Genomic DNA, 18,972 nt, shown 5'->3' with positions numbered 1-18,972 from the left:
GAGCGAAACGTAATCCGGGTCGAACGTGCGCGCGTGAATCCTGGATTTCGCTGCGCTTCATCCGGGCTACGATATCGCCCGCGCAACTGAGGCGGCCTCAATCCTTTGCGATCTGCGCGATCTTGTCGCGCAGATAGGCATCCATCAAATCGGGCGCCGAGGCGCCGAACATCCTGATGCGGCCGGTGTGCAACAGCAGCAGGAGGCCGGTCGCATGCGCGAAGCAGTCCACCATCACCGTGTTCGCCTTCGACCTGGAGGCGCCGAGCGCCTCTGCAGCTTCGGCGATCGGATGCAGCGCCGCCTCCAGCGCGGCGTTCAGCGCGTGATCGCGGTCATGGCCGAGCCCGGCCGGCTTCATGCCGCCGCGGAACAAATAGAAGCCGAGATCGAGGTCGCGCGGGTTGTCCGCGTAATAGCGGAAGAAGCTCATGCCTGCGGCGTGCAGCTGCTGCCTGGCGCCGCGCGTCGTCGCGACTGCCGCACTGACGGCTTCGCCGAGCGAGGCCAGCGATTGCCGCAGCACCTCGGCGTAGATCGCTTCCTTGGAATCGAAATGGAAGTACAGCGCCGCCGGCGTGTAGCCGGCCCGCGTCGCGATCGCCCGCAGGCTCGCGCCCTCGAGGCCTTCCTCCGCGAACACGCTGCGCGCCGCGTCGAGGATCAGCTCCCGCTTGTGGCGGCTGACCGCTTCCTTCCTGCTCTCGCGCATCTGCATGTTCCGGCGAATCCGTTCTTGACTCAATTCTAACAGCGTTAGATGATTTAACAGTGTTAGAATAAATGAGCAAGGGAGAAGCGCCATGCTGATGACGGCTGCGGACTACCGGGAATCCCTGCGCCGCTACAAGCCGCGTGTGTTCGTCAACGGCGCGGCCGTTGCGAGCGTCGCGGACGAGCCGTTGCTGGCGCCGGGCGTGGCGGGCGTCGGCGTGACCTATGATTTCGCGCTGCAGCCCGAGCATGTGCCGATCATGACGGCGCGGCAGGGCACCTCGGGCAAGACCGTCAACCGCATGCTCCACATCAATCGGAGCTCGCAGGACCTGCTCGACAAGCTCGAGGCGGTGCGGCTGGTGTGCAGGACGTCGGGCTGCGCGCAGCGCTACCTGACCCATGATGCGCTGAACGGTCTCTATCAGGCGACCAGGCTGACCGACGATCGCCACGGCACCGATTACAGCCAGCGCTTCCTCAACTATCTGCACGAGGTGCAGGACCAGGATCTGACGCTCGGCATCGCCATGACCGATGCGAAGGGCGACCGCTCGAAACGTCCCGGCCTGCAGGCCAATGCGGACGTCTACGTCCATATCAAGGAACGCCGGCCCGACGGCATCGTGATCCGCGGCACCAAGGCGATCGTGACCGGCGCGCCTTACATGCACGAATTCCTTGTCATGCCGTGCCGCACCCATGTGCCTGCCGACAAGGATTTTGCGGTCTGTTGCGCCGTGCCGGTCGATGCGCCCGGCGTCACCATCGTCGCGCGTCCGGCCGGCCGGCCCGGTGATGCCGCGGCGAAATTCTCCGCCAAGTACGGCCAGTCGGTCGGCGTCGTGATGTTCGACGACGTGTTCGTGCCGCATGATCGCGTGTTCCTCGCCGGCGAGACCGAGGAGGGCGGCTTCCTGACGACGTCCTACGCCACGCATCACCGGCATTCCTGCATCGGCGCCCGTGCCGGCTTCGGCGATCTCTTGATCGGCGCCGGCGCGCTGATGATCGAGGCCAACGGGCTCGATGCCGAGAAGCACGCGCATATCCGCGAGGCGATGGTCGAGCTCATCACCATCACCGAAAGCTTTTACGCCTGCGGCGTCGCCTCCTCGGTCTACTGCACGAAGGATCCGGCGGGCTCGGTGATGCCGGATGCGGTGTTCTCCAACATCGGCAAGCTGCTGCTCGCGACCAAGATCTACGACATGCACCGCGTCGCGCACTACGTCTCCGGCGGGCTGATCGTCGCGCTGCCGGGTCCCGACGAGGATCACAATCCGGAAACGCGCGCCTCGCTTGCCGCTGTCATGGGCGGACGTCCCGATATCCCGGCCGAGCAGCGCGCCGAGGTGGCGCGGCTGATCGAGGACCTCACCGTCTCGCACGAAGCCGGCTGGTATTCGGTGATCTCGTTGCACGGCGGCGGCTCACCGGAGGCGATGAAGCGCGAGATCTGGCGCAACTATCCGGTGATGGAGAAGGCCGAGCTGGTCGAGAATTTGCTCGGCCGCGGCCTTGTCGACCAGGGACAACGGGTGTCGAAGCAGCCAGGACGCTGCTGCGCAACCGGCTGCGAGGTGCCGACGCCGTCGGCGGCGGCGGCGCTGGAGCAGCAACACGCACTCTCGCAGGATGGGTAGAGCGAAGCGAAACCCATCAAATCCTATCCGCGGGCAGAACGATGGGTATCGCTTCGCTCCACCATCCTACGGACCCTTGCTCACGCCTTCTGTGTGTAAAGCAGCGGCACCGCGGAATCCACCATCACCTCGATCAGGCTGGTGCCCTGATGCGACAGCGCGCGCGAGTAGGCGCTTGCGAGCTCGGCCGACTTCGTCACCCGCACGGCGTCGCAGCCCATGCCTTCGGCGAGCTTGACGAAATCGATGCCGGGCAAATCGAGGCCGGGCACGTTCCGCACCTGCATCACCTGGCTGAACGAGCGCATCGCGCCGTAGCCGGAATTGTTCAGCACCACGACCGTCAGCGGCAGCTTGCGCTGCGCTGATGTCCACAGCGCCTGGATCGAATACATCGCCGAGCCGTCGCCGATCAGGCAGACCGTGCGTCCCTGACGTCGGCCGAGCGCCATGCCGACCGCGGCCGGCAGGCTGTAGCCGAGGCCGCCGCTCGCCATGGTGTAGAAGCTGTCCTGGCCGTGCATCGGCATCGCCTTCTGCATCAGCGGACGGTGGGACGGTATTTCCTCGATCAGCGCATCATGCGGCCCCATCGCGGCCGAGAGCGCGTGCAACGCATATTCGGCGGGGATCGGGTCGCCGGTGGCCGGCGCCGGCGGCAGGACACGGCCGGTCGGCGCGGCGCGTTTCGTCTCGGGCAGCATCTCGAGCAGCGCCGTCAGCGCCGGCTTCATCGTCGCGACGATGCTGTGGCCGGTCGGCGTCATCGCGGCGGCATCCGGATCGTCGGTGATCTGGAAGATCGTGGTCGAGCCGTCGAAGATCGCGGCATGGCCCTCGACATGGAAGGTGAAGACCGGCGCGCCGATCACGACGACAAGATCGTGATCGCGCAGCGCATCCGAGAGCTGGCCCGGCGCGGCATGCAGGAAGCCGGCGAATTGCGGATGCCGCTCGGGGAACGAGCAGCGCGCCGAGAACGGGCTCGCCCAGACCGCGGCTTTCGATTTCTCGGCGACCTTCACCATGAGATCGACCGCCTCGGCACGATCGACGGCCGGTCCGACGACGAGGGCAGGGCGCTTGGCCTCGCCGAGCGCGGCCACCAATGCCTGCATCGCCGACAGGTCGGGCCCGATCTCGCGGCTGACCCGGCGCGCGTCGAGCGGCTGCGTCGCATGCGCCCAGTCGTCGATCGGCACCGAGACGAAGGTCGGCCCGCAGGGCGGCTGCATCGCGACATAATAGGCGCGCGCGATCGCGGCGGGCACGTCTTCGGCGCGCGCCGGCTCGACCGCGAATTTCACGTAAGGCCGCGGGAATTCGGAGGCCCGCTCGGCATAGAGGAAGGCCTGCAGCGGCATGATCGAGCGCGCCTGCTGGCCCGCGGTGATCACCAGCGGGGTCTGGTTGCGATAGGCATTGTAGATGTTGCCGAGCGCGTTGCCGACGCCGGCCGCCGAATGCAGATTGACGAAACCGGCATTGCGCGTCGCCAGCGCATAGCCGTCGGCCATGCCGACGACGGAAGCCTCCTGCAGGCCGAGCACGTAGTCGATGTCGTCGGGCCAGTCGCTCAGGAACGGCAGCTCGGTCGAGCCGGGATTGCCGAACACCTTCTTGATGCCCCATGCGCGAAGCAGGCCGAAGGTGGCGTCCTTGACGGTGACGGTCTTGCCTTTGCTGGCGGCGGGTTTGCGCGACGACATCGGGCGGCTCCCATTTCTGTCTTGTTACGTTCCGTCATTGCGGGCGGCAAAAGCGGAAAGGCAATCCACCTGTCGATGGATTGCCTGACGATGTCAAGCCGCTGGGCCCATAGTTGCTGCGGCAACGGCCGCAAATTGCGGCTAGTTGGCCTTCTGCAGCGCGGCGGTCTGCTTGGCGAGCTGCTTGTCGAAATCCTGCTCCAGCCCGGCCACGTAGGTGGCATTTTCGCCCGGCTTGACGAACGGGTTCGGCGCGCCGTCCTTCATCTGCGCCCGCTTGGCCTGCATGTCGTAGACCTCCGGATGCGGCCCGAGCAGCACGTCGACCTTCATCGCCTTGACCTTGGTGAAGGTCGAGCGGTAGTCGTCGACGATACCAGGATAGGTCGGACGGCCGACCAGCCGGTTCAGCGCTACCGTTCCGCTGCAGAAGAACAGCACGTTGCGCGCCTGGCTGCCATCCTTGACCGTGATCTCCCAGCTGGTGCAGCCGGGCGAATGGCCGGGGGTGGTGTGCGCGGTCAGCGTGGTGTCGCCGAGCGTCACCTTGTCGCCTTCCTTGACGGTGCGATCGACCTTCACCGGCGTAAAGGCAAGATCGGTGTTGTTCTCGTCGCCCGGATAATAGCCGCCCTCGAGTAGCGGCTTGTCACGCTCGCCGGCGATCAGTTGCGCGCCGGTCTCCTTCTTGATCTCGGCAAAGCCGCCGGTGTGGTCGAGATGGGCGTGGGTGTTGAGGATGATCTTGATGTCGCCCTCCTTGAAGCCGACCTTGGCGATGTTGTCCTTGATCATGCCGGTCGACTGCTGCATCGCCGTGTCCATCAGGATCAGCCCTTGCGACGTTTTGATGACGTAGACCGCGATCCCGTCAGTGCCCACGTAGTAGATATTGTCGATGAGCTGGAACGGTTCGAACGGCGCGGTCCATTTCTTCATGACAACAGCCATGAAGTCCTTGAGCGTCTGAGCCTGCGCACCGGTTGCGATCAGCGTGAGCGCGCACAGCGCGGCTGCGATCGTCCTCATGGTTGCCTCCCTGCTTGTTGTTGTTCGTGCACGGGCGGCACTATGCGTGCCGGCAACGCCGGGCGCAAGCTGCGGACCGCAAGCCGCCGGGCAGGCGGCCGTCCGTCCGGCGCATTCCTGTTCTGCGTTCAGCTCGCGTATTGGGCGATGCCGTGGCCGAACGACCAGTTCTCCTTGGCGACCTCGACGAGGTTGATGACAACATCGTCCGGCCGTCCCTGCAGCGGGCTCTGATAGTCGTCCACGATCCGCTTGTAGAACGCCTTCTTCATCTCGACGGTGCGCCCGGCATTCATGGTGATCTGGATGAAGATGAGGTCGTCGCTGTAGGTGTTGCCGAGATAGTTGTCGGCGTAGTTCAGATCGCCGCGGTCGTGCTCGGTGATGACCTGAAACTTGTCGTTCTCGGGCACGTTGATTACGTCGCGCATCGCCTTGTAGACGATCTCGCCAAGGGTTTTGCGATATTCGGCGGACTTGCCGCGCTTCAGGTCGATGCGAACGAATGGCATGGTGGTCTCCTGTGTGATGCGGGGCTCGGCCCCGCGTGATCGGGATGTGCGACAGTGCAAATGGGCATTGTTCGCTTGCGCCGGCGGCGTCGGTGCGTTCAGCGGGCCGCCTTAAAGGCCTCCCAGCGCGCATCGCGCTCTTTCTGATATTTGGGCGTTCGCTCCGCGACCATGTCCGCCCAATGCAGCGGTTTGCCGCACGACTGGCAGATCGGACCGAGCCCCGCCGGCTTGCGGCAGCTGAGATGCGTATAGTTCATGGAAAGACCGTCCCTGGGTGACTTGCACCAGGTCTCGCCCCAGGCGCGCAGCGCGAACATGACGGGGAAGAACGCCGCGCCCTTCTCCGTCAGATGATATTCGTGGCGCAGCGGCCGCTTGTTGTAGACGCGCCGCGTCACCAGTCCGTCCGCCTCGAGCTTCTTCAGCCGCGCGGTGAGCATCTGCGGGGTCGCGCCGGTATGGGCCTGAATCTCCTCGAAACGATGGTTGCGCGCGAACAGCTCGCGCAGCACCAGTACGGTCCAGCGGTCGCCCACCACGGTTTCGGCGCGCGCCACCGGACACAGCGTTTGGTCAGCAGGGTTGCCCTTTGGCCTTGCCATCACGTTTTCTTCATCCGGCATTGTTGCTATGATTTTCATAGCAATATGGGCTATCGTCAATGTGGGTGCAACGGGCGTTTCCGGCCCGGTCCCTCACATTTCAAGGAGCGCGCCATGAGTACCGAAGGCAAGAAACCGGGTATCGACATGAAGCTCGAGGTCGTGGTGATTCCGGTGTCCGATGTCGACCGCGCCAAGCGCTTCTATGAAAATCTCGGCTGGCGGCTCGACGCCGATTTCGTCAGGGCGGACGGATCCCGGGCGCTGCAACTGACGCCGCCGGGCTCGCCGACCTCGCTCCATCTCGACAAGGGATCCGCGCTGCCGCGCTTCCTGATCGTGAGCGACATCGAGGCGGCGCGTGCCGATCTGATCGCGCGTGGCGTCGATGTCAGCGAGGTGTTTCATCGCGGGGCGGCGGGCCGCGTCAAGGGACCCGATCCGGAGCGGCCGAGTTACGGTTCGCTCGCCACCTTCAACGATCCCGACGGCAATGCCTGGCTGCTCCAGCAAGTCACGCAGCGTCTGCCCGGACGCGTCGACGGAAACAGCACGACTTTCGCTTCATCGGCCGATCTCGCCGCTGCGCTGCGCCGCGCAGCCGCAGCCCATGGCGATCACGAGAAGCGGACCGGCGGCCATGATGTGAACTGGCCGGACTGGTACGCCGACTACATCGTGCGTGAACAGGCGGGCAAACCGCTGCCGGAGTGAGCGATCAAACAGGAGTATCCGTCATGGCGGCGCGATCGATCGCGCGGTTTCGCGAGCAGACCGCCGCGCTCGGCGTCAAGGTTGCCGGGACGTGATGTACGCCGGCCTGGTAGGCAGCGTCACGCCTTAAGGCTGGCACCGCGCTCGGACAAAACCTTCTCGGCTTTCGGCGTCAGCTCGTAGAGGTCGCCGTCCTTGGCGACGTACCCCTCCCTGATGAGCCGGTCGACCTCGCCTTGCACGTCGTCGGCGAAGGCAATGGATTGGGCGATGTCGCAGAGAACCGCGACCTGTTCATCTCTAAGCATGGCGTCCTCCGTCAGGGCGGGGAACGCGCAGGCCGGCATTCGGTTCCAAGGGGCCGGATGATACACCCGGCTTTCACCCGGTGAGCTGTGGCTCCGGGTGTTGCATCTTACCCATGCCGCGCGTCGAACACCGGCGCGTAGCCACCGCCGTCTCGACGAATATGAGCACAGCGCGAGCCGCGGAAGTGGGCCGGTATGATGAGACGGCCGCTGTCCGCGGCTTCCGCCAGGATCTTCATCCGCGTCTCGCGCGCAAGCTGTGGGTCGGCACAGGATGATGTCGACAGATCGGGCTGGAAGACCTGCACCGGATTGTGCACGGCATCACCGCAAAAGATCGCGCGATGTTGTGCGTAGTCCACCATCAGCCCCATCTGGCCGCTGGTGTGGCCCGGCAGCGGGACCAGCCGCAGGCCCGGTCCCAACTGATGGCCATCGTCGACCAGATCGACACGGCCTGCCTCGACGATCGGTATGACGCTCTGCTCCAGGGCGCGGGCATGGATCGGCGGGGCACACCCGGCATCATGCTGCGTCATCCAGTCGGCAAGCTCGCGGCGGCCGAACAGATACCGCGCGTTGGGAAAGGTCAGCTGCCAGCGGCCGTTGTCCTGGCGGGTATTCCAGCCGACATGATCGACATGCAGATGGGTGCAGAATACGACGTCGATGCCGGCCGGGTCGACGCCGCACGCGCGCAACCGATCGAGGAAGCCGCTGCCGCGCCGCCGATGCCAGGCCGGAATCTCGGGGATGTCCTTGTGCTCGCCGATGCAAGCGTCGATCAGCAGCGTTCGGCCGCCGGTTCGCACCACAAAACTCTGGATCGCGTGTTTCGCGACGCCCCGGGCGAGGTCGATGAACACCGGCTCCAGCGTGGCACGATGCGCTTCGATCAAGTCGCGATCGTAGCCGGGCAGGAATTCGGCGAGCGGAAGGCCGAAATCGTCGTCGTCGACGATGACGTCGACTGTGGCGTCGCCGATCGCAAATCGCATGACCGCTCCTTCCCGGAGAACCGTGCATCTTGCCGCACGGTCACTATGCAGGTTGGAGCCATCGATCGCAAGTTGCGTCGCTTGTGAACGGCTATCAGACCATGCCGCGCAGCAGGCCGATCAGGCGGCCGCACTCATCGTCCGTGCCGACCGTGATGCGCAAAAAATCCTCGATCCGCGGCTTCTGGAAATGCCGCACCAGCACGCCGCGCTCGCGCAACCTCGCGGCGAGATCGGCGCCGCGATGGCCGCCACGGCGAGCGAACACGAAATTCGCCTGCGACGGCAGGACCTCGAAGCCCAGCTCAATGAGGCCGCGGACCAGCGCCTCTCTGCTCCTGATGATGCGTTGCCGCGTCTCCTCGAACCACGCCTCGTCCTCGATGGAGGCGACTGCGCCGGCGAGCGCGAAGCAGTCCAGCGGATAGGAGTTGAAGCTGTCCTTGACACGCTCCAGTGCCTCGATCAGCGGACGCTGGCCGATGGCGAAGCCGACCCGCAACCCGGCCAGCGCGCGCGATTTGGAGAGCGTCTGGATCACGAGCAGATTGTCGTGGTGCGCGACCAGCGGCACGGCGCTCTCGGCGCCGAAGTCGACATAGGCCTCATCGACCACTACCAGCCGATCGGGATGCTCGGCGAGCAGCGCCTCGATCGCGGCGCGCGGCAGCGCGGTGCCGGTCGGTGCGTTCGGATTGCACAGCAGGATGGCGCTGCCGGGCCGCCGGTAGTCGGCAAGGTTCAGCCGCATCGCGGCGTCGAGCGGCACTTGCTCGTAGCTCACGCCATAGAGGCGGCAATAGACCGGGTAGAAGCTGTAGGTGATGTCGGGAAACAGCAGCGGAGCATCGTGCTTCAGCAGCGCCGGGAAAGCGTGGGCCAGCACCTCGTCCGAGCCGTTGCCGACGAACACCTCGTCCGCCGTGACGCCGTAGCGCCTCGCGATCGCCTCACGCAGCGCGGTTGCGCGCGGGTCCGGATAGAGCCGCAGGCGATCCGTCGTCGCCGTGATCGCCGCCACCGCGCGCGGCGACGGCGGGTAGGGATTTTCGTTGGTATTGAGCTTGATGAGGCCGTCGATCTTCGGCTGCTCGCCGGGCACGTATGGCGACAGATTGTGGACGACCGAACTCCAAAAGCGACTCATGATCTGCGATCCAGGGATGAACGCGATCACAATAAGGAATACGAGGCGCTGATGAAAGCGCCTCTTTATTCCCTCGCATCATGACAGGCGTCGTGCTCGCGCGTTACCAGGTCGCCGTGCCCCTCATGGTCGGCTGGCCCTCGGCATTCGCGGTCCACAGCTCCATCCCGCCGTCCTTGTCGCTGGCATTGATCGAGAACTCGCTGCCCTCGAACAGCGGCTGCACGCCGCGATAGGCGAGCTTCTTCGGCGGCTTGCCGCCGCGCAGCTTGGCGGCGAACTCGACGATGAAGGAAGCCTGCAGCGGGCCGTGGAAGATCAGCCCCGGATAGCCCTCGACCTTGGTGACGTAGTCGCGGTCGTAATGGATACGATGGCCGTTGAAAGTCAGCGCCGAGTAGCGGAACAAGAGCACCGGGTCGGAGACGTGGCTCTCGCGGTGCTGCGCGACCGGCGGAGGCGGCGGCGCCTTGGCGGGCGCTGCGCCCTGCGTGCTCGTCATCTCGCGATAGACGATGTCCTGCCGCTCGCGCACCGCAAGCCCGCGCGACGTCGTCACCTCGTGATTGACCGAGACGAAGCACAGCGTGCCGGTCGAGCCCGATTTGACCGTGACGTCGACGATCTTCGAGGTGCGTTTGGCCTCATCTCCGATGCGCAAGCTGTCGAAGAATTCGAGCTCGCCGCCGGCCCACATCCGCCGCGGCAGCGGCACCGGCGGCAGGAAGCCGCCGCGGGTCGGGTGGCCGTCGGGCCCAAGCTGCGACATCGGAAACACCGGCTGCGCCAGGCACCAATGCGTGGTCCACGGCGCGGCGTCACCGGCCTTCGGCTCGCCGATCTCCTGGAACAGCGTCGCGCGCAGCCCCATCACGAGATATTTGGTGACGACGTCGGAGGCCTCCGTGGTCTTGCCAATCCATTGGCGGAGATGATCGAGGTCGAGTTTGTCGCTCATGATTGTGTTGCCCGGGCAGGAGGGATTTCAGGAACGTCTGGTGCGCTCGCCGATCGCGGGCACCTTGCCGTAGTGCCTGTCCTCGCCGACCACGATCGCGGCCGGCGCCGGATAGCTGACCTTGCCGTTCGGCGTGTCGACCTCGATGCGGCGCAGATGCGGATGTTTCGCGAGGTCGTCCATGCTGTTGACCTCGGCAAAGGCGATGTCGGCCTCGGCAAGCTTCGCCAGCAGCTCCTCGCGCGTCAATTTGCCGAAGCTGTCGCTGACGATTCCGTCGGTCAACACCCGGTTGCGCACGCGCTCGACCATGTTGGCAAAGCGCGGATCGTCGGGGAGGCCGGGCTGGCCCAGCACCTTGGCGCACAGCGTCTTCCACTCGCGCTCGCTCTGGATCGAGATCAGGATCTCCTTGCCGTCCTTCGAGCGGAACACGCCATAGGGCGCGATCGAGGGATGGGCGAGGCCGATCCGCTTCGGCGACTTGCCGTCCTCGGCATTGAGCAGCGGCACGGTGAGCCAGTCGGCCATCACGTCGAACATCGAGATCCGGATGTCGGCACCGTCTCCGGTGCGGCCGCGGCCGATCAGCGCCTCGAGGATCGCGGCATGCGCGGTGGCGCCGGTCGCGACGTCGACGATCGACATTCCGACGCGCGAGGCGCCCTCGGGGCCGCCGGTGATCGAGGCAAGGCCGCTCTCGGCCTGGATCAACAGGTCATAGGCCTTGCGGTCGGCATAGGGGCCGGTGTCGCCATAGCCCGTGATCGTGCACATGATCAGCTTCGGATAATCCCTGCGCAGCCGCTCGCGCGAGAAGCCGAGCTTGTCCATCGAGCCCGGCTTTAAATTCTGTAGCAGCACATCGGCGCCGGCGATCAGCGCCTCGAGCTGCGCGCGGCCTTCCTTGGTGGCGAGGTCGACCACGGCGGAATCCTTGCCGCGGTTCAGCCAGACGAAATAGCTGCTCTGGCCCTTTGCGGCGGCGTCGTAGCCGCGGGCGAAGTCGCCCTCGGGCCGCTCGATCTTGATGACATGGGCGCCGGCGTCGGCGAGGCGTGACGAGCAGAACGGCGCGGCAACCGCCTGTTCGACGGCGATGACGGTCAATCCCTCAAGCGGCAGCATGATCAAGCAACTCAGTAGGAGCGGGGCATGCCGAGCACGTGCTCGGCGACGTAGGACAGGATCAGATTGGTCGAGATCGGCGCCACCTGGTAGAGCCGGGTCTCGCGGAATTTGCGCTCGACGTCGTATTCCTCGGCGAAGCCGAAGCCGCCATGGGTCTGCACGCAGGCATTGGCGGCTTCCCAGGACGCGTCTGCCGCCAGCATCTTGGCCATGTTGGCCTCGGCGCCGCAGTCGAGACCGGCTTCATATTTGCGGGTGGCTTCCTTCACCATCAATTCGGCCGCGCGCGTCGAGGCGTAGGCCTTGGCGACCGGGAACTGGATTCCCTGGTTCTGGCCGATCGGCCGGCCGAACACACTGCGCTCCTTGGCGTAGTTGGTGGCCTTGGCGATGAACCATTTTGCGTCGCCGACGCATTCGGCCGCGATCAGGATGCGCTCGGCGTTCATGCCGGACAGGATGTAGCGAAAGCCCTTGCCTTCCTCGCCGATCAGATTCTCCGCCGGCACCTTCATGTCGGTGAAGAACACTTCGGTCGTGGCATGGTTCATCATGGTGCGGATCGGGCGGATCTCCAGCCCCTTGCCCTTCACCTCGCGCATGTCGACGATGAACACCGAGAGCCCGTCGGTGCGCTTCTTCGACTGCTCCTTCGGCGTGGTGCGCGCCAGCAGGACCATCAGGTCGGAATATTCCGCGCGGCTGGTCCAGATCTTCTGGCCGTTGACGACGTAATGGTCGCCCTCGCGGCGCGCGAAGGTCTTCAGCGACGACGTGTCGGTGCCGCTGGTCGGCTCGGTGACGCCGAACGCCTGCAACCGCAACTCGCCGGTCGCGACCTTCGGCAGATACTTCGCCTTCTGCGCATCATTGCCGTGCCGCAGCACGGTGCCCATCGTGTACATCTGGGCATGGCAGCCGCCGCCATTGCAGCCGGCGCGCTGGATCTCTTCCAGGATCGCCGCTGCCGCCGACAGCTTCAGGCCGGCGCCGCCATATTCCTCGGGGATCAGCACCGAGAGATAGCCCGCCTCCGTCAGCGCATCGACGAATTCCTTCGGATAGGCCATCTGGCGATCGAGCTTGCGCCAGTATTCGCCGGGAAACTGCGCGCAGAGTTTGGCCACCGCGTCGCGGATGTCGGAATGGTCGTCGATGTGTTGATCGTGTGCGGTCATTGTTTCGTCTTGTCGAGAGGTTGCGCCAGAGCGTGTTCGAGCGAAGCGGGGAACGGAAATGGCTCTGGTTGCGGGCAAATCGCCCGCTGTTGTGGGGCCCCGGTAAACTCCCTATGCTGTTTTGTTATAGCGTATGAACCTGCCTTCCAGGATTGGCAAGTATGGATTTCCGCCAGCTTAGGACCTTTGCGTGCGTCGCGGAACTCGGCAGCCTGAGCAAGGCATCCGATACCTTGCGGGTCGCGCAGCCGGCGCTGAGCCGGCAGATCAAGCTGCTGGAACACGAGCTGCGCACCGAATTGTTCACGCGCAACGGCCGCGGCATGGTGCTGACGGATGCCGGCCGGCTGCTGCTGGCGCGCACCAGCGGTATCGTGCGGCAGATCGACCAGATCCGCGACGACATCCAGTCTGCCGGCGGCGCACCGTCCGGGCGCGTCGTGCTCGGGCTGGTGCCGACGGTGAGCTGCGTGCTGTCGGCGCGGCTGGCGCGGCGCACGGTGGAGCGCTATCCCGGCATCTCGCTCTGCATCGTCGAGAGCTACAGCGGCCATCTGATCGAGTGGCTGCATCGCGGCGAGATGGACCTTGCCGTGATCTACGGCCCTTCGGTCGATCTGCATCTGGCGGTGCAGAGCCTCGGCCGCGACAGCATCGTCGCGGTCGGCCCGCGCGGCAGCGGGCTGAAGCCGAAGAAGCAGGTCGACTTCGGCTGGCTGATGCGCCAGCGCCTGGTGCTGCCAAGTCATTCGCACGGCCTCCGTGCGCTGCTCGAACATGCCGCGGCGAAGAAGAAGATCGATCTCGACGTCAAGCTCGAGGCGGATTCGTTTCGCGTGCTGACCAGCCTGGTCGAGGAGGGGCTCGGATATACCTTGCTGCCGCCGTCCTCGGTCCGCGCCGAGGTGGCGGAGGGCCGGCTCGAGACCGCCGCCATCGCGCGGCCGGCGCCGCGCCGCGAGCTGACCCTGGCTTCGCCGGTCGAGCATCCCGGCTCCAACGCGATGACGCTGATCGCGAAGCTGTTGCGCGACGAGGTCGCCGCGCTGCGCGCCGAGGGGCTCTGGGATATCCAGCTCGCCTGAGCGCGGCTTCGCATCAGCTCACCTTGAAGCCGAGATGGCCGCGGAAGCGGTTCTTCAGGTAGGTGCCGTCGCGCGGCGGCAGGGCGCGCTCGACCTCGCCCGCCGCGATCCGGATCCGCGCCAGCCGCGGGCCGCCGCCGAGATCGCGCAGGCTGGTGCGGAAGTTCTCGATGCCGGCCATGTCGGCGATCTCACAGACATTGCCGATGCCCGCGCCATCAGCGATCACTTCGAGCCTGGCGCCGAGGCCGGAGTGACTCGGCTGCATGCCGGTCTCGCCGAAATGGCCGTTGTCGAGCACCGCGATCGAGAGATTGCCGGGCTGCTTGGTCGCGATCGTCAGCAGGCTGCCGATCCCCATCAGCTGCTCGCCGTCGCCGGTGATCACGAGCACCGGGCGCTTCGGCTGCGCCAGCGCGAGGCCAAGCCCGACCATCGCCGCGCCGCCCATCGCGCCCCACAGATAGAAATTACCGGGATGCTCGCCGGCGTCGAACACGTCATAGGAGGAGGAGCCGAGCCCGGAGATCACGAGCAAATCGCCGCGCTCGGCGAGCAGCGCCTTCACGGCGGCGCGGCGATCGAGAGTGCCTGTTGATGCCGACATCAGTGCGTCTCCTTGGTCCACTTCTTGCGGCCGATCATCCGCTGCGAGATCAGCACCGCGACCTGCTGGTCGCCGTCATAGGCGAGCGAGGCGGCGGCCGAGATCACCTCCTCGGCGTCATCGGGGTTCTCCAGCCGCAGCACGGTGGTGCCCATGATCTCGAACGCCTGCGGCGTCGCCCGGCCCATCGGGATCTGCCAGGGATTGAACTCGGCCCATTCGCCGCGCATCGTCACCAGCGTGAGCAGCGGGAAACGGCAGCTCGCCATCAGCGACAGCATGTTGACGCAATTGCCGACGCCGCTCGATTGCATCAACAGCACCGCGCGGTCGCCGCCGAGCCAGGCGCCGGCCGAAAGCGCCACGCCCTCTTCCTCTGTCGTCAGCACCGTGGTCTTGATATCGGCATCCGCGTGCGACAGCTTGATCAGCTTGGAATGTCCCGCATCGGGAACGTAGGACACCTGCGCCACGCCAAAGCTCTTCAGCGTGCGGTAGATCGCAACCGGCCAGTCCCGGCTGGTCGCGCTGTCCTGGTGAACGGCAATCTGGTCCATCATGGCCTCGGTACGGGACGCGCATGGGCGCGTCCTCACAGCGCTGGCTTTAAGCCAGGTCAGGGGTTTATTCTCTTCGCATCTGGCTCGCCCAGCTATGCCGGAATTTTATAGGGCCAGGGTTTTGCAGGGGCCGACGCAAGCGAAATGGCGGCCGGAGCCGACTGCGTCCTTTGGTCGGGTCGAACAACAGCCCCATTACGGCCTAAAACGACGCTCTATGCTAGAAGACGCCGATTGGCGGCAACGCCGGGGCTACATTTTCAAGGCTTCATTTCGCATATCGATATATCCGTCGCATTTTCAGGGATCAGGGCATGATTGTCCGAGATCGGTTTCGCGGCCTCTTCCCAAAGTATTTTCTCGCACTGTTTCTGGCCGTCGCGTTTCCGCTCGTGATCAACGGGTCGATCGAAGCCTGGTTCGGTTACCGCGATCAGCGCGCAAGGCTGGACCAGTTGCTTGGCGTTCAGGCGACTTCCGCGGCCGCTGAAATCCATAACTTCATCTCCGACATTGCAAGCCAGCTTGGCTGGCTGGTCCAGCTTCCCTGGACCGACGAGGCCGACGAGGGACGCCGAACCGATGCGTTGCGTCTGTTTCGCCAGGCGCCGGCCGTCGTCAGCCTGACACTCATCGACAACAATGGGTTGGAGCGTCTCTACGTCTCACGGGTCGGCCTCAATCGAATTGAAAGTCGGACCGACCGATCGGCTGAACCTGCGCTGGTCGGCGCCCATGCGCGCCAGGTTTGGTTCAGCGATGTCAGCTACAACAGAGGCTCAGAACCGTATTTGACCATTGCGCTCGTGGGTAACCGATCCGCGGTCGGCGCAGTCATCGCCGAAGTCAATCTCAAGCTGATCTGGGATGTCGTATCGGCGATCAAGGTGGGAGAGACCGGCCTCGCCTTCGTGCTGGACCGGCCGGGACGTCTCATTGCCCATCCCGACATCAGCCTCGTCCTCCGCGGGCTGGAGGAAACAACCTCTCAGCCGTTTCGCACCATACGCGACGCGATCGGCCCGGGAGCGGGCTTTGCGACGGGCCGGGACGGACAGGGACGTCCGGTCGCCGCCAGAGCGGCTCCTGTGGCGGGGCCCGATTGGACCGTCGTGGTGGCGCAGCCGCTCTCCGAGGCATACGCCCCGATCTATGCCGCGTTGCGACGGACCACCGTGCTTCTCGCAGGCAGCACCGTATTTGCAGGGCTGCTCGCCTATGCATTCGCGCACCGGATGACCGAGCCGATCAGGCTGCTCGAGGAGGGGACGGAGCGGATCGGCGCCGGATCGTTCGAGCACCGCATTTCGATCCAGACTGGTGACGAATTTCAGCGTCTGGCAAGCAGCTTCAACAGGATGGCTGGCGAACTCGCCCTGGCGCAGCAGCACCAGGAGCGGATCGCGAAGCTCAAGCGGTTTCTCGCGCCTCAAGTCGCCGATCTCGTCGACCGTGCCGGCGATGACAGCGTGCTGGACGGCCGCCGCACTGACGTCGTCGTTGTGTTCTGTGACTTGCGCGGGTTCACCGCGTTTTCCGCGGGCGTCGCCCCCGAGGAAGTCATGAGCGTGCTGTCCGAATATTATGAGGTTCTGGGCAGGGTCATTGCGCGGTTCGAAGCAACGCTCATCAGCTTCTCGGGAGACGGGCTGATGGTGCTGGTGAACGCACCCGTGCCGGTCGAAGAGCCGGCGCTGAGAGCCGTCGATCTTGCGACCGAAATGCAGAAGCGCGTGCAGGGCTTGATCGGCGGCTGGCGGTCGCGGGGCTACCAGGTTGGCTTTGGAATAGGGCTTGCGAGTGGATCGGCGACGGTCGGGCGGATCGGCTACGAAGACAGGCTCGATTACACGGCCATCGGCAGTGTCGTAAATCTCGCCGCCCGCCTGTGCGCATCTGCCGCAGATCGGGAAATCCTGATGGACGCAGGGACCGCCGCAAGCGTCGGAGGCAAGCGCTCCCTGCAGGATATCGGGAGTCGACAAATCAAGGGTTTCGATGACGCCATTCCGGTGTTCGGAATATCTTTTTGATGTGCGTCGGCCGATGCCGGCCGGAGCGGCTCGGTGCAGTCCATTGGCGACTGGTTTCGGATCGTGGGATATACTTCCGCCGACGGCGAACGCCAGCGGGTCGATAGAGCATGAGTTGCGCTCATTCTCGTGCAGCCACATCCCACGGACGCGGCAGCCGCCGTGAGGTCCTGTTGTTGATGGCCGCCGCCGCGGCTTGGACCACATCCTCGCGGGCGCAGAAGCCGTCGATGCCTGTGATCGGCTATCTTTGTCCGGAATCGCCGGAGTTGTTCGGCAGCCGGCTGAAGGCTTTTCACCAGGGACTTCGTGAAGCCGGCTTTGTCGAGGGCCGCGACGTTGCGATCGAGTATCGATGGGCCAATGGGCAATATGCCCAGTTACCTGCACTGGCCGGCGAATTGATCGCGCGCGACGTCGATGTGGTGGTTGCACCCGGCGGCGCGCCCGTCGCGCTTGCCGCCAAGGCGGCCGGCGTCACCAAGACAATCGTTTTCGAGATGGGCGGCGACCCCGTTCAGCTGGGTGTGGTGGATAGCCTGTCGCGGCCGGGAGGCAACATCACGGGAATCTCGAGCCTGAGCGTCGACGTGTCGCCGAAGCGGCTCGAGTTGATGCACGAACTCCTGCCGGCGGCGAAAACGTTGGGGGTCGTGACCAACCCGACAAGTCCAACCGCCAGCTCGCAACTGCAGAGGCTTCAGGCCGCTGCCGAAACTTTGGGGGTCCATCTGCAGATATTGAGGGCAAGCAAGGAAGAGGAGTTTGAATCCGTATTCTCTTCCGTAGCGAGAGAGTCGACAAACGCGCTTGTTTTCACCTCCGATCCCTATTTTGCATTTCGCAGCCGGCGATTGGCCGATCTCGCACTGAAGTATCGTGTTCCCGCCGTCACGCAGACCCGGGATTTCCCGACAGCCGGAGGCTTGATGAGCTATGGCGGAGATTTCGTGCAGTCGCATCGACGCGCCGGCATCTACGCGGGCCGGGTTCTGAAAGGTGAGAAGCCTGCTGATCTTCCGGTCCAGCTGGTCACCAAGGTCGAGTTCGTCATCAACTTGAAGACCGCCAAACTGCTCGGCCACGAGTTCTCTCCTTCAGTCGTCAGCGGCGCAGACGAAGTGATCGAATGAGCCATTCGCTCATGAACCTGGTAGTCCGGCCGGCACGGACCGAATGGTCCGGCCGGACCGTGGCATCGCATGCGCTCACGGGCTCAACTGTTGGGCTGTAGAAACGCGCCGTATTGCTTGCTCGTGGCGAGCGCGGCGGCCGCCTGTCCGATGACACGCATTGCCGCCATCATGGGCCATGGTCCAAGGCTCACCCTGCGAACACCCGCGCGGGCGAGCTCGCCGATTTCGGGCACGCCTTGCGTCACCATGATGTTGACGGGCAGGGGCGTCAGTTGAACGAATCTCTCGATCAGCGCAAGCTCGGTGAGCCCCGGCACAAAAATTCCATCGGCGCCCGCATCGGCATAGACCTTCGCACGTCTCGCCGCCTCATTCAGGCATTGCTCGGGCGAGCCGAACTTCAGCAGAAACGGATCGGTTCGCGCATTGATGAAGAGGTGAACGCCGAGTTTCTGCGCGGCGTCCCGCACCGCCCTGATCTTCGCGGCATGCTGCTCCGGAGCGACGAGCTGCCGCTTTCCGCCAACAAGCCCGTCCTCGATGTTGATGCCGATCGCGCCGGCCTTCAGGATCCTCGCCGCCGAATGCGCGGCGGCATCCGGAGTGTCGCCATATCCCGCCTCCAGATCGATCGACACCGGAACCGGCACCGACGCGGTCATCCGCGAGACCAGGCTTTCCACGATGTCGAGCGGGGCATTTTCGCCGTCGGCGTAGCCGAGTGCGGCCGCGACCGCCCCGCTGCTGGTCGCCACCGCCGGCGAGGTTTTCGCGATCGCCTTGGCGGTGGCGACGTCCCAGGCGTTGAACAGGACAAGCGGATCGCCCCGCTTGTGAAGTAGGTGAAACGCTTCGGCGTAGTGCTGCTGTGTCGTGGCGTCCATTGCGCGCACTCCTGGTCA

At 65.0% G+C, this 18,972-nt stretch carries 19 protein-coding genes; 5 read left to right on the top strand and 14 right to left on the bottom strand.

Annotated features, from left to right (window positions below; translation table 11 throughout):
* Positions 1 to 97 precede the first annotated feature (97 nt).
* Positions 98 to 712, bottom strand: coding sequence for a TetR/AcrR family transcriptional regulator (locus ACVWY5_RS29005; protein WP_244978702.1), 615 nt, complete (start codon positions 710 to 712; stop codon positions 98 to 100).
* 91 nt (positions 713 to 803) lie between these two features.
* Here ACVWY5_RS29005 and ACVWY5_RS29000 point away from each other — a divergent pair, with 91 nt between their 5' ends.
* Positions 804 to 2,360: a 4-hydroxyphenylacetate 3-hydroxylase family protein gene (locus tag ACVWY5_RS29000; protein ID WP_038377579.1), complete on the top strand. Its 1,557-nt coding sequence runs from the start codon at positions 804 to 806 to the stop codon at positions 2,358 to 2,360.
* An 80-nt stretch (positions 2,361 to 2,440) separates the two neighbouring features.
* On the opposite strand, the gene mdlC is transcribed toward ACVWY5_RS29000, so the two are convergent.
* The 4 genes from mdlC to ACVWY5_RS28980 all read right to left on the bottom strand — a co-directional run bounded on the left by mdlC (position 2,441) and on the right by ACVWY5_RS28980 (position 6,215).
* Positions 2,441 to 4,069: a benzoylformate decarboxylase gene (gene mdlC, locus ACVWY5_RS28995; RefSeq protein WP_028334956.1), complete on the bottom strand. Its 1,629-nt coding sequence runs from the start codon at positions 4,067 to 4,069 to the stop codon at positions 2,441 to 2,443.
* Positions 4,070 to 4,210: 141 nt separating this feature from the next.
* Positions 4,211 to 5,098 (bottom strand): BJP family subclass B3 metallo-beta-lactamase, encoded by an 888-nt coding sequence (gene blaBJP, locus ACVWY5_RS28990; RefSeq protein WP_028334982.1) that lies wholly within the window; start codon positions 5,096 to 5,098, stop codon positions 4,211 to 4,213.
* A 128-nt stretch (positions 5,099 to 5,226) separates the two neighbouring features.
* Positions 5,227 to 5,610 carry a tautomerase family protein gene (locus ACVWY5_RS28985; protein WP_038377580.1) on the bottom strand — a complete coding sequence of 128 codons (384 nt, stop codon included), beginning with the start codon at positions 5,608 to 5,610 and terminating at the stop codon, positions 5,227 to 5,229.
* Positions 5,611 to 5,708: 98 nt separating this feature from the next.
* Entirely contained in the window at positions 5,709 to 6,215 is a 507-nt protein-coding gene (locus tag ACVWY5_RS28980; protein WP_028334957.1) for a winged helix-turn-helix transcriptional regulator, read from the bottom strand.
* Positions 6,216 to 6,329: 114 nt separating this feature from the next.
* Between ACVWY5_RS28980 and ACVWY5_RS28975 the strand changes: the two genes are divergently transcribed.
* Positions 6,330 to 6,929: a VOC family protein gene (locus ACVWY5_RS28975; protein WP_028334958.1), complete on the top strand. Its 600-nt coding sequence runs from the start codon at positions 6,330 to 6,332 to the stop codon at positions 6,927 to 6,929.
* A 119-nt stretch (positions 6,930 to 7,048) separates the two neighbouring features.
* Here ACVWY5_RS28975 and ACVWY5_RS28970 read toward each other — a convergent pair whose 3' ends face one another.
* From ACVWY5_RS28970 to ACVWY5_RS28945, 6 genes are all read right to left on the bottom strand, one after another.
* Positions 7,049 to 7,237 carry a Rossmann-fold NAD(P)-binding domain-containing protein gene (locus ACVWY5_RS28970; RefSeq protein ID WP_028334959.1) on the bottom strand — a complete coding sequence of 63 codons (189 nt, stop codon included), beginning with the start codon at positions 7,235 to 7,237 and terminating at the stop codon, positions 7,049 to 7,051.
* 107 nt (positions 7,238 to 7,344) lie between these two features.
* Complete coding sequence (locus ACVWY5_RS28965; RefSeq protein ID WP_028334960.1) at positions 7,345 to 8,235, bottom strand: MBL fold metallo-hydrolase; 891 nt, start codon at positions 8,233 to 8,235, stop codon at positions 7,345 to 7,347.
* A gap of 94 nt (positions 8,236 to 8,329) precedes the next feature.
* Positions 8,330 to 9,382, bottom strand: a complete 1,053-nt coding sequence (hisC, locus tag ACVWY5_RS28960) for a histidinol-phosphate transaminase (protein ID WP_028334961.1) — start codon at positions 9,380 to 9,382, stop codon at positions 8,330 to 8,332.
* A gap of 103 nt (positions 9,383 to 9,485) precedes the next feature.
* A complete protein-coding gene (locus ACVWY5_RS28955; protein ID WP_028334962.1) occupies positions 9,486 to 10,340 on the bottom strand; it encodes an FAS1-like dehydratase domain-containing protein in 855 nt (284 codons plus the stop codon).
* A 27-nt stretch (positions 10,341 to 10,367) separates the two neighbouring features.
* A complete protein-coding gene (locus tag ACVWY5_RS28950; protein ID WP_028334963.1) occupies positions 10,368 to 11,468 on the bottom strand; it encodes a CaiB/BaiF CoA transferase family protein in 1,101 nt (366 codons plus the stop codon).
* 11 nt (positions 11,469 to 11,479) lie between these two features.
* Entirely contained in the window at positions 11,480 to 12,649 is a 1,170-nt protein-coding gene (locus tag ACVWY5_RS28945; protein WP_028334964.1) for an acyl-CoA dehydrogenase family protein, read from the bottom strand.
* Between the two features lie 161 nt (positions 12,650 to 12,810).
* Between ACVWY5_RS28945 and ACVWY5_RS28940 the strand changes: the two genes are divergently transcribed.
* Positions 12,811 to 13,734, top strand: coding sequence for a LysR substrate-binding domain-containing protein (locus ACVWY5_RS28940; protein ID WP_028334965.1), 924 nt, complete (start codon positions 12,811 to 12,813; stop codon positions 13,732 to 13,734).
* Positions 13,735 to 13,747: 13 nt separating this feature from the next.
* Here the strand turns inward: ACVWY5_RS28940 and ACVWY5_RS28935 are convergent, their stop codons facing one another.
* Positions 13,748 to 14,341, bottom strand: coding sequence for a thiamine pyrophosphate-dependent enzyme (locus ACVWY5_RS28935; protein WP_028334966.1), 594 nt, complete (start codon positions 14,339 to 14,341; stop codon positions 13,748 to 13,750).
* The gene (locus ACVWY5_RS28930) at positions 14,341 to 14,901 is read right to left on the bottom strand and encodes a thiamine pyrophosphate-binding protein (protein WP_092090087.1); all 561 of its coding nucleotides are present in this window, start codon (positions 14,899 to 14,901) and stop codon (positions 14,341 to 14,343) included. Before ACVWY5_RS28930 ends, ACVWY5_RS28935 begins: the two co-directional genes overlap by 1 nt.
* Positions 14,902 to 15,215: 314 nt before the next feature.
* On the opposite strand from ACVWY5_RS28930, the gene ACVWY5_RS28925 reads away from it, so the two are divergent.
* Together ACVWY5_RS28925 and ACVWY5_RS28920 are read left to right on the top strand one after the other, a co-directional pair.
* Positions 15,216 to 16,934: an adenylate/guanylate cyclase domain-containing protein gene (locus ACVWY5_RS28925; protein WP_028334968.1), complete on the top strand. Its 1,719-nt coding sequence runs from the start codon at positions 15,216 to 15,218 to the stop codon at positions 16,932 to 16,934.
* Between the two features lie 179 nt (positions 16,935 to 17,113).
* A complete protein-coding gene (locus ACVWY5_RS28920; RefSeq protein ID WP_038377596.1) occupies positions 17,114 to 18,067 on the top strand; it encodes an ABC transporter substrate-binding protein in 954 nt (317 codons plus the stop codon).
* An 83-nt stretch (positions 18,068 to 18,150) separates the two neighbouring features.
* On the opposite strand, the gene ACVWY5_RS28915 is transcribed toward ACVWY5_RS28920, so the two are convergent.
* On the bottom strand, positions 18,151 to 18,954 hold the full coding sequence (locus ACVWY5_RS28915) for an isocitrate lyase/PEP mutase family protein (protein WP_028334970.1): 804 nt from the start codon (positions 18,952 to 18,954) through the stop codon (positions 18,151 to 18,153).
* Positions 18,955 to 18,972: the final 18 nt, after the last annotated feature.

It is taken from the genome of Bradyrhizobium sp. USDA 3256 (assembly GCF_054058275.1).
This window is presented reverse-complemented; position numbering and strand designations above follow the sequence as displayed.